The organism is Streptomyces sp. NPDC058157 (assembly GCF_042884105.1).
GTDB lineage: Bacteria > Actinomycetota > Actinomycetes > Streptomycetales > Streptomycetaceae > Streptomyces.
Window position 1 is genome coordinate 1 of sequence record NZ_JBHVUQ010000239.1, and the last position, 9370, is coordinate 9370.

The 9370-nt window shown below is 76.7% G+C and carries 8 protein-coding genes and 1 pseudogene; 5 read left to right on the forward strand and 4 right to left on the reverse strand.

Going from position 1 to position 9370, the window contains the following annotated elements; translation table 11 throughout:
- On the forward strand, positions 1–920 hold a 920-nt coding region (locus ACFVXK_RS33955), incomplete at its 5' end, for a trypsin-like peptidase domain-containing protein (RefSeq protein WP_389619657.1).
- Here the strand turns inward: ACFVXK_RS33955 and ACFVXK_RS33960 are convergent.
- Together ACFVXK_RS33960 and ACFVXK_RS33965 are read right to left on the reverse strand one after the other, a co-directional pair.
- Positions 874–1269 carry a hypothetical protein gene (locus ACFVXK_RS33960; protein WP_389619660.1) on the reverse strand — a complete coding sequence of 132 codons (396 nt, stop codon included), beginning with the start codon at positions 1267–1269 and terminating at the stop codon, positions 874–876. The genes ACFVXK_RS33955 and ACFVXK_RS33960 overlap by 47 nt on opposite strands.
- 49 nt (positions 1270–1318) lie before the next feature.
- Positions 1319–2260, reverse strand: coding sequence for an AEC family transporter (locus ACFVXK_RS33965; protein WP_389619664.1), 942 nt, complete (start codon positions 2258–2260; stop codon positions 1319–1321).
- Between the two features lie 107 nt (positions 2261–2367).
- On the opposite strand from ACFVXK_RS33965, the gene ACFVXK_RS33970 reads away from it, so the two are divergent.
- The 3 genes from ACFVXK_RS33970 (at position 2368) to ACFVXK_RS33980 (ending at position 5848) form a co-directional block, all read left to right on the forward strand.
- Complete coding sequence (locus ACFVXK_RS33970) at positions 2368–3762, forward strand: sensor histidine kinase (protein WP_389619667.1); 1395 nt, start codon at positions 2368–2370, stop codon at positions 3760–3762.
- Positions 3759–4439, forward strand: a complete 681-nt coding sequence (locus tag ACFVXK_RS33975; RefSeq protein ID WP_389619670.1) for a response regulator — start codon at positions 3759–3761, stop codon at positions 4437–4439. Before ACFVXK_RS33970 ends, ACFVXK_RS33975 begins: the two co-directional genes overlap by 4 nt.
- 185 nt (positions 4440–4624) lie before the next feature.
- Positions 4625–5848, forward strand: coding sequence for an acyltransferase (locus tag ACFVXK_RS33980; protein ID WP_389619673.1), 1224 nt, complete (start codon positions 4625–4627; stop codon positions 5846–5848).
- Positions 5849–5958: 110 nt separating this feature from the next.
- Here ACFVXK_RS33980 and ACFVXK_RS33985 read toward each other — a convergent pair whose 3' ends face one another.
- Positions 5959–6381, reverse strand: coding sequence for a DUF350 domain-containing protein (locus tag ACFVXK_RS33985; RefSeq protein ID WP_358893286.1), 423 nt, complete (start codon positions 6379–6381; stop codon positions 5959–5961).
- 106 nt (positions 6382–6487) lie between these two features.
- On the opposite strand from ACFVXK_RS33985, the gene ACFVXK_RS33990 reads away from it, so the two are divergent.
- The gene (locus ACFVXK_RS33990; RefSeq protein WP_389619676.1) at positions 6488–8269 is read left to right on the forward strand and encodes a GNAT family N-acetyltransferase; all 1782 of its coding nucleotides are present in this window, start codon (positions 6488–6490) and stop codon (positions 8267–8269) included.
- A gap of 5 nt (positions 8270–8274) precedes the next feature.
- Here ACFVXK_RS33990 and ACFVXK_RS33995 read toward each other — a convergent pair.
- A pseudogene (locus ACFVXK_RS33995) lies at positions 8275–9370 on the reverse strand (hypothetical protein); the annotation flags it as partial.

Genomic DNA, 9370 nt, shown 5'->3' on the forward strand with positions numbered 1-9370 from the left:
CCGCCCCCGCCGCTCCCGCGGAGCCCGCCGCCCCCGCCGCCCCCGCGGCCTCCGCCGCGGCCGCGTCGGCGGTCCCGGTGCCCGTGCCGGCGGCGAGCACCCTGCCCGCCCCGGTGCCCGCCGCCCCGGTGCCCGCCGTCCCGGCGCCCACCACGGCCCCCACGCCGCTGCCCGCGCCGGTGGTCCCGTCCGCCGCGCCGGGGGTGGGGCAGGACTTCGACGGCATTCCGGTCGTCGGCCGGATGTTCGTCATGCAGGGGTCCGGCGCCTACTTCTGCACGGCCAGCGTGGTCTCCTCCCCCGGGCGGAACATGGTGATCAGCGCGGCGCACTGCCTGCTCGGCAGCGACACCCGCCAGGTGGCCTTCGTACCGCAGTACACGCGCGCCAACCCGCGGCCGTACGGCATGTTCCCGGTCCTGCGGGACGCGGCGGGCAAGTCGAAGGTGTGGATCGCCTCCCGCTACCGCACCGAGGGCGCCGCGAAGGCCGCCACCCTCGACGTGGCCTTCGCCCAGGTCGGCCCGGACGCCGAAGGCGAGGAGGTCGAGGACGTGGTCGGCGCGAACCGGCTGGTCACCGGGGCCACCTTCAACCACCCCAAGGTCCTGCTCATCGGCCACCCCGCCCCGTCGCCGCGCCAGCGCGCCTGCGTCAACAAGACGACCAAGTTCACCAGCACCGACCCCGGGAGCCCGGGATCGTTCCTGCGGATCGACTGCACCGGCTACCCGGGCGGGACCAGCGGCGGCCCGTTCATCACCCGCTTCGACGAGGACACCGCGACCGGGGACGTGGTGGGCGTGATCGGCGGCTGGGAGACCGGCGGGCCCACGGCCGACACCTCGTACAGCGCCTACTTCGGCGCGGAGATCAGGAAGCTGTACCAGTCGGCGGTCGCCGGGGTGCGGGCGGAGTGAGCACCCGCACCCAGCGGGTCCGGCGCGGGTTGCCGACGGTCCGGGGGGTCGCCGGGACCCCCTCGGCGCTCAGCGGGTCCGCCGGGGGCAGTTCGAGCTGACGGCGCAGGTCGGCCAGGGCCGCGTGCACGGGCGCCAGGATGACCTCGGCGCGCGGGTGGATGTGCGCGAGGGCGTGCGCGGTGGTCTCGATCGTCTCGGCGGCGTCCTCGGCGGCGGTCCGGCTCCACCCGCCCGGCCCGCCGGCGCTCCAGGGAGCGACGGCGTCGTAGAGGTGGCAGGCGGCATCGGCCGCGGCGTCGGCCCGTTCGCCGACCCCCGGCGCCGCGATCATCGGCAGCAGCTCCATACCCGGCTCAACGAGCGGGGCCGCCGGGGGGAACGAGCCGCCGGCACCCCTACGAGGCGACCGTCTGGAGCCAGAGGGGCAGGAGCAGGAGGGAGACCACCGAGCTCTTGATCACGACGGAGGCGGAGAGGTCGACGCCGATGTCGTAGCGCTGGGCGAAGATGAACAGGTTCTGCGGGGTCGGCATCGCCGCGATCAGCACGAGGTAGGCCAGCCAGGGGCCCCGCACCCCGAAGAGGCCCGCGCACACCGCCCAGGCCAGCAGCGGGAAGGCCAGGCACTTGAAGCCGATCAGGGCGGCCTCCTCCCGGGTGGTGCCCCGGACGTCCAGGCCAGCGCCGCCGAGGTGCAGGCCGAGGGCGAACAGGGCCACCGGGGAGGCGCTGTCCCCGACGAACGAGGCACCGTCGAGGAGCACCTTGGGGACGTGCACCGACAGCAGGTTGAGCAGGATGCCCGCGTTGCAGGCCAGGACGAGCGGGGTGGCCAGGGAGGCGGCCAGGGCCCGGGAGATCCGGGTCGCGGGTCCGCCGCCGTCCGCGCGGCCCAGTTCCATCAGGGCGATCACCACGAGGGAGAGCACGCACACCTGGAACAGCAGCACCGGGAAGATCGGGGCGGCCGTGCCGAAGAAGGTGATGAAGACCGGGACGGCGAAGTAGGCGGTGTTGACCTGCACCCCGGCCATCACGCGCAGTGCCACCGCCCGCGGCTCCCGCACGCCGTAGGCGGAGGCGCCGAGGACCACGAGGAGCACGGCGAGCGCGGCGGCGGCCGCGTAGCCGCCGATGGCCCGCCAGTCGAAGAGGGCGCCCAGGTCCGCCGCGTAGATGTTGCCGAAGAGGTAGCAGGGGACGGCGAAGAGGAAGGCGTAGTCGGAGAAGGCCTTGGAGGCCTCCGCCGGGACGGTCTTGCGGCGGGCGAGCAGGACCCCGCCGCCGAAGGCCAGCAGGACCGGCACCAGTTTCTCGAGTGCGGCTGCCCCGCCCATGTCCACGGCTCCCCCGGTCGCGCCGGACGACGTTGTCCGACGCCGTGCAGCCTATCCGCCCCCGCCGTCGCCCCTTCCGGACGCCCCTGCGCATAGGCTGGCGGATCATGAGGTTCACACCGCGCGTCCCCGGCCGTGCCCGCAGGTCCCCGGCGGCGCCGGGCGGGAGCGGGGAGCAGGGCGCGGGCGCCGGCCGGTTCGCCCGGCTGGCCGTCGCGCTGCGCACCCCCGCCGGGCCGGGCGAGCCGTTGCTGGCGCGGGCGCCGAGCCGCTGGCAGCGGCTGCTGCCCTTCGCCGTCGCCGGCGTCTTCGTGGTGGTGCTGCTCCCCGTGACCATCGCGGTGCTGACCAACGACTACCGGCTGGGCGGCGGTTGGGCGGGGGCGCTGGGGGTGGCGCAGACGGTGCCGCTGCTGCTGGCGGTGACCCGGCCGGTGCCGGCCTGGGCGGCGGTGCTGGCCGCCGACGTCGCCGGGGCGGTGCTGCTGGGCTCCGCCGGCGGGGTGGTGGGGCGCCCGTGGCCGTGGCCGCCGATGGAGATCGTCGGGTACCTGGTGCTGATGGTCTGCCTCGGGCTGCGGGAGCCGGTCCGGACGCTGGTCGGGGTGTGGCTGGCGACGGGGGCGGCCGGGGTGGTGCTGGGCTTCGCCGCGCCGGACGGGGTGACGAACACGGCGGCCCTGCTGTTCGTGCTGGGCGGCGTCGTGCTGGCGCTGACCGGCGCGCTGCGCGGGCTGGGCGACGCCCGGCAGCGGATCGCGGAGCAGGAGAGCATCAGCGGGGCCGAGCGGGCACGGCGCACCCTGCTGGAGGAACGGGCCCGCATCGCGCGGGAGTTGCACGACGTGGTCGCCCACCACATGTCGGTGATCACGGTGCAGGCCGACTCCGCGCCGTACCGGCTGCCGGGGATGGAGGAGCCGGTGCGTGAGGAGTTCGCGGCGATCGCGGCGAGCGCCCGCGAGTCGCTGGGCGAGATGCGGCGGCTGCTGACGGTGCTGCGCGGGGACGGGGCCGAGGGCGGGGGCGCTGCCGCGGGCGGCGGGGAGCGGGCGCCGCAGCCCGGGGTGGGACGGATCCAGCAGCTGGTGGAGGCGACCGTGCGGGCGGGGCAGCCGGTGGAGCTGTCCCTGGCCTCGGGCGTGGCGCGGGCGGCGCGGGCGGACCCGGCGGTGGACCTGTCGGCGTACCGGATCGTCCAGGAGGCGCTGGCGAACGTGGTGCGGCACGCGCCGGGCGCGCGGGTACGGGTGTCGGTGACGCACTCCGGCGGGGACGGCGACGGGCCCGGCGAGGTGCTCGTGCTGGTGGTCAACGGCCCCGCGCCGGAGCCGGTGGTGGCGCTGGAGGGCGGGGGTCCGGGTACGGGGCACGGGCTGGTGGGGATGCGCGAGCGCGTACGGTTGACCGGCGGGACCCTGGACACGGGCCCGCTGCCCGAGGGCGGTTTCCGGGTCGCCGCCCGGCTGCCGCTGACCTCCCGGACCGAGGACTCCAGTTGACCATCCGAGTGATCATCGTCGACGACCAGGCCATGGTGCGGGCGGGGTTCGCCGCGCTGCTGTCGGCGCAGGCCGACATCGACGTGGTGGGCGAGGCCGCCGACGGGCGGGAGGGGGTGCGGCTCGCGCGGAGCGCGCACCCGGACGTGGTGCTGATGGACGTACGGATGCCGGAGCTGGACGGGCTCTCGGCGGCCCGGGAGGTCCTGGAGCCGCCGCCGGGGGTGACGCACCGTCCGAAGGTGCTGATGCTGACCACCTTCGACATCGACGACTACGTGTACGAGGCGCTGCGCGCGGGCGCGTCCGGGTTCCTGCTGAAGGACGCCCCGCCCGCCGACCTGATCGCGGCGGTCCGCGTGGTGGCCTCGGGCGAGGCGCTGCTGGCCCCGTCGGTGACGCGCCGGCTGATCGCGGACTTCGTCCGGCAGCGGCCGGCTCCGCGCAAGGATCCGGCGCTGCGGCTGAACGGTCTGACCCCGCGCGAGACCGAGGTGCTGGAGCTGATCGCGCGGGGGCTGTCGAACCAGGAGATCGCCGCGCACCTGGTACTGGCGGAACAGACGGTCAAGACCCACATCGGGCGGGTGCTGGGCAAGCTGGACCTGCGCGACCGGGCGCAGGCGGTGATCTTCGCGTACGAGGCGGGGCTGGTCCGTCCCGGCGACGCGGGGTAGCGCCTCCTCCTCCACCCCCTACCGGGGTACGACCTCCGGGTTGGCTCCCCGGTCGGACGTGCGGCCGGGTACCTGCTTCCTACCTTCCTCTCCGTCACGAGGAGAGAGAGGGGACAGGTCATGCGCCGCTTCGGGAGGACGACGGGCACGGCCGCGCCGGCCGCGACCGCGCGGGGAGAGGGCCGATGAGCGCGCCGGCCGCGCTGCGGCGGGCCGCCGGGCGGATCGACCGGGAGACGCCGGCGCACCGGGACCGGGCGGTCGACGGGCTGCGGGCGCTGGCCCTGCTGGCGGTGCCGACCGGGCACTGGTTGCTGGGCGGTTTCACCCGGGACACGGGGGGCGGGCTGCACAACGCCAGTCCGCTGTCGGCCGTCGGCGCCCTCGCCCCGGCGAGCTGGGTGCTCCAGATGCTCGGCATCTTCTTCCTGGTCGGCGGCTATGCCTCGGTGCTCTCCTTCCGCCGCCGGACGGGCTCGACCGGGGCCTGGCTGAAGGGGCGGATGGTGCGGCTGGGGCGGCCGGTGCTGGGGGTGACGGCCGTGTGGGCGCTGGCCGCGCCGGTGCTGTACGCGGCCGGGGTTCCGGAGGCCACGCTGCGGACGGGGGCGACCCTGGTGGTCCAGCCGCTGTGGTTCGTCGGGGTGTACGCGGTGGTGACGGCGCTGACCCCGTACTGCGTCCGGGCGGCGGCCCGGCTGGGCGGGTGGGCGGCGGCCCCGCTGCTGGTGTCGGTGGCGGTGGTGGACTTCCTGCGGTACGGGCCGTTCGCCGGCTCGGTGCCCTCGTGGCTGTCCCTGCTGAACGTGCTGCCGGGCTGGCTGTTCGCCTTTCAGCTGGGCGTCTCGTGGGGTGAGCGGCGGATCGGCCGGCGCGGGGCGTGGCTGCTGCTGGCGGGCGGGGCGGTCCTGTTCGCGGTGCTGCTGGCGGTGTTCCACTACCCGGCTTCGATGGTGGGTGTGCCGGGTGCGGCGCGGACCAACTCGCATCCGCCGTCGCTGCTGGTCCTGGCGCTTGCCTCGGCGCAGTCGGGGGCGGCGATCCTGCTGCGGGACCGGCTGGCGCGGCTGCTGGCCCGGCCGGCGCTGTGGGCGCCGGTGGTGGTGGTCAACCTGTCGGCGATGACGGTCCTGTGCTGGCACCAGACGGCGATGCTGGCGGCGGCCGTGCCGGCCTCCTTCTCCGGTGGGGCCGTGGCCGGGCTGACGACGGCGCCCGACGGGCCCGCGTGGATCGTGGCGCGGCTGCTGTGGCTGCCGGTGTTCGCGGTGCTGCTGGTGGGGATCGCGCGGTACGCACGGCGGTTCGAGGTGGCGCCCGAGCCCGGGCGGCGGGGGTCGGCGGCCCGGGGGGCCCTGGCCGGGGTGCTGGCGGCGGGGTTCGGGGTGTTCGCGCTGGGGCTGGCGTAGGGGGCGGGGCTCGGGGGGCCGTTGCGGAGCACCCGTACGTGAAGAGAGCGCCGCTCCCGGTGGGGAGCGGCGCTCTCTCGTCTGGTGGACGCGGCGGTCACCGCCGGGGGTCAGGCGATGGAGGCGGCCACGATCGCGGCGACCGCGAGGTTGCAGCAGGCGGTGACCCAGACGGCCGGGTGCGGCTCGGGGTCGACCACGATGGCGCCGAGCTTGCCCGGGGTCACCAGGTCCAGCACCAGGAAGGCCACGGCCATCAGGACCAGTCCGAGCAGGCCGAAGGCCGCCGTGGACAGCAGGCCCTTGCCGAAGTCCTCGTACGTCGTCCAGATCGAGGTGAAGACGATGCCGCCGATCCCGAGGAGCGCGGAGCTGAGCAGCAGGGCCGCGTTGCGGTTGCGCTCCTCCCAGATCTGCTTGGGAAGCTTCCCGGGGGTCAGCACGTCCACCAGCACGATGCCGAGGACCAGCAGGACCAGTCCGACGGCGCCGTAGGCGGTCGTACGGCCAAGTCCGTTGACGATGTCGCTCATGGAGAAGCCTGTCTGACGCGGGGTGGACGAGGATAGGCCAAGGACGTGCCGAGGGGAGGCCGAATCTATCGCACGGCCCAGCCCCGGACCATGGGGAGGTCAGGAGATGGCAAAGGCCAGGCCCGCGCGGCCCGGGGAGGCGGCGGCGCTGACCGCGCTGGTCGGGCGGTCGAAGGCGCACTGGGGGTACGGCGCCGAGTTCCTCGCGGCGTGCGCGCCGGAGCTGCGGATCGGGGAGGAGGAGCTCGCGCTCCGGCGGATCGTGGTGGCCGAGAACGGGCGCGGGGAACTGCTGGGCGTCGCCTCCCTGGAGGACCTCGAAGGGGGCGAGGGGTCCCGGGCGGCGCGGCTGGGGCTGCTGTTCGTGGAGCCGTCCGCCATCGGCCGGGGGGTGGGGCGGCTGCTGTACCGGGACGCCGTGCGGCGGGCGGCCGGACTGGGCTTGCGGCGGCTGCTGATCGACGCCGACCCCCATGCGGCGGGGTTCTACCGGGCGATGGGCGCCGTCCCGGCGGCGGGCTCACCGCCGGGGCTGGTCCGGTTCTCGGTGGCGCCCGCCCCGCTCGCCGGGTGGGCGCGGGCCTGGACGGGCGGGGGCCCGGCGGTGCACGTGGGCAACGTGGGCGAGTTCAACGCCCAGTTCGCCGACACCTCCCTGGGGCGCGTGCGGCGGGCGGCGCAGGACTACTCCTGCCTGGCGGCCTTCTACAGCCCCCGTCCGGCCGCGCTGGTCCTGCCGGGGCCGGTGCCCCGCTGGTGGGCCGGCATGGTCGGGCGGGCGCTGGGCTGGGAGCCGGGGGTGGAGGTGTACGACGGGCTGGCCGGGCGGGGCCCGGACCTGTCGGAGGCGGTGCTGGCCCGGCCGGCGCTGGCCGGGCGGGTGCGGGGGTGCGGGCTGCCGCTCGTGCCGTGGGGGCTGACGGAGCCTTACGCCCGGCTGGCCGGTGTGCCGTGGCGGCCGGAGGCGCTGCGGTACGAGTCGAAGTCCGCGGCCCACGCCCTGTTCGCCCGGATCCTGGCGGGCGGGGGCCATCCGGGGGTGACCCTGCCCGCGCAGTGGCGGGCCGGATCGCGCGGGGCGGCGGTCCGGCGGGCGGTGGCGCGGGCCCGGGCGGGCGAGAGCACCGTTCTCAAATCGGAGCACGGTGTCGGGGGTTCGGGCACCACCCTGGTGACGCCCGGGCTGCTCCGGGCGGCCGGCGGGGCCCGGGCGCTGCGGGGGCGGCTGCCGCGCGGCCCGCTGCTGGTGGAGGAGTACGTGCACGGCCCGGCGGACGGGAGCGCGGACGCGGACGCGCCGCGGGACCTGACCTACGACGGGTTCGTGGACGGTGCGGGCCGCCCGCACCGGGTCGGGGCGGCGCTGATGGACGTGGCCGACGGCGGTTACCGCGGTGCCACGGTGGGGCCCGGGGTGGTGCCCGCCCGTCTGGAGGGGCCGCTGCTGGAGTTCGGGGCGGCGGTGGGCCGGGAGCTGGCCGCGGCCGGCCACCGGGGCTGGTTCGACGTGGACTTCGTCGTGGACGCGGCGGGGCGGCTCGCGCCGACCGAGGCGAACCTGCGGCTCACCGGCCCGTCGGTGGCGTTCATGGTGGCCGCCGGGCTCGACGCGCTGCGGGGCGCGGGGCACCTCGTTCGGATCGCGGACCGGGTGGAGCTGGGTGCCCGGCTGCCGGAGGCCCAGCTGGAGGAGGTGTGCGGCGGTCTGGCGCGGGACTGCGCCGCCCTGGGCGCCGTGTTCGTGCCGGCGATCCCGTCGGGGGCGTTCGACCCGGCGCCGTGGCTGGGCGTGCTGGTGGCCGCGCACAGCCTCCGGGTGCTGGACGCGGCCGAGGCGCTGGTCCGGGAGCGGGCCCGGGCGCTGGGCGGGGTCTTCGGCGCCCGGTAGCGGGGTCAGCCGTCGGAGTCGGCGGGCGGGGCGGCGGGGCGGCGGGTGAGGTGGACGGCCACGATCAGCCCGGCGATCATCAGCGGGACGTTGAAGGTGTAGACGAGGGCGGCCTGGCGCGGCCAGTCGTGCTTGGCGGCGAGCCGGTAGAGGTTGTCCTGCGGCCACCAGGCCAGCAGCAGGTAGGCCGCGGCGAGGTGGGCGGCGGCCGCCGGGCGCCGGCCGGGTCCCGGGCGCACCATCCTGCGGCGGCCCGTGAACAGGAACAGCAGGCCCGCGGCGAAGGCCGCGCACTCGAAGAGGTAGAGGACGAAGAAGAGGAACGACCACGGTCCGGGTACCCCGGTGAGGTCGGTGGAGCCGGGCCAGATCAGGTCGGTGGCGAACAGGGTGACCAGGGCCAGCGGCACGGCCGCGCAGCCGAAGCCGAACCAGCCGGGCACCTCTCCGCCCGCCGCCGCCCCGTACTTGCCGCCGCTCGCGGGCCGGGCCCCCGGCGCCACGGGCAGCGGGACCGCCGCCCGGTCCTCCTGGCCCGCCCGGGTGCGGGGCAGGGTGCGCAGGTGCACCAGACGGGCCGGGCTCGCGGCGGAGGGCACCCGGCCGGCGAGGCGCTCGCGGAGCCCCTCGACGTCCGGGCGGGCGCCGTCGCCGTCCGGGCCGGGTGCGTCGGGGGGCGGGGCGACGTAGGCGACGAGCCGGGTGTTGCCGCGGCTGCCGACCGGGGCCAGGACGGCCGCGCCGACGCCGGGGTGGGTGCGGAGCGCGGATTCGGCCGGATGCGGGTCGAGGGGGCTGCCGTCGGCGAGGGTGATCCGGTCGCGCAGGCGTCCCGCGAACTCCAGCAGCCCGTCCGGGCGGAGCACGGCCAGGTCCCCGGTGGGCAGGGGGTCGCCGCCGCCCGGCGGGGTCAGGTGGAGCTCCCCGGCGCGCAGTTCGGCGCCGCCGCCGGGGAAGGGGGTGCCGAGCAGGCAGAGCCGTTCGGGTGCGTCCAGGGGGCGGGGCAACTGCGGCAGTTCGAACCAGGTGCCGGCGCCGGCCGCCTCGGCGGGGGCGTAGACGGACAGGACGCGGGCGCCGGGGCCGAGACGCACCAGGAGG

Excerpts from the sequence above, each read along its gene's own strand:
- ACFVXK_RS33960 (WP_389619660.1), bottom strand. The coding sequence starts at position 1,269 with ATGGAGCTGCTGCCGATGATCGCGGCGCCGGGGGTCGGCGAACGGGCC.
- ACFVXK_RS33965 (WP_389619664.1), bottom strand. The coding sequence starts at position 2,260 with ATGGGCGGGGCAGCCGCACTCGAGAAACTGGTGCCGGTCCTGCTGGCC.
- ACFVXK_RS33970 (WP_389619667.1), top strand. The coding sequence starts at position 2,368 with ATGAGGTTCACACCGCGCGTCCCCGGCCGTGCCCGCAGGTCCCCGGCG.
- ACFVXK_RS33980 (WP_389619673.1), top strand. The coding sequence starts at position 4,625 with ATGAGCGCGCCGGCCGCGCTGCGGCGGGCCGCCGGGCGGATCGACCGG.
- ACFVXK_RS33985 (WP_358893286.1), bottom strand. The coding sequence starts at position 6,381 with ATGAGCGACATCGTCAACGGACTTGGCCGTACGACCGCCTACGGCGCC.
- ACFVXK_RS33990 (WP_389619676.1), top strand. The coding sequence starts at position 6,488 with ATGGCAAAGGCCAGGCCCGCGCGGCCCGGGGAGGCGGCGGCGCTGACC.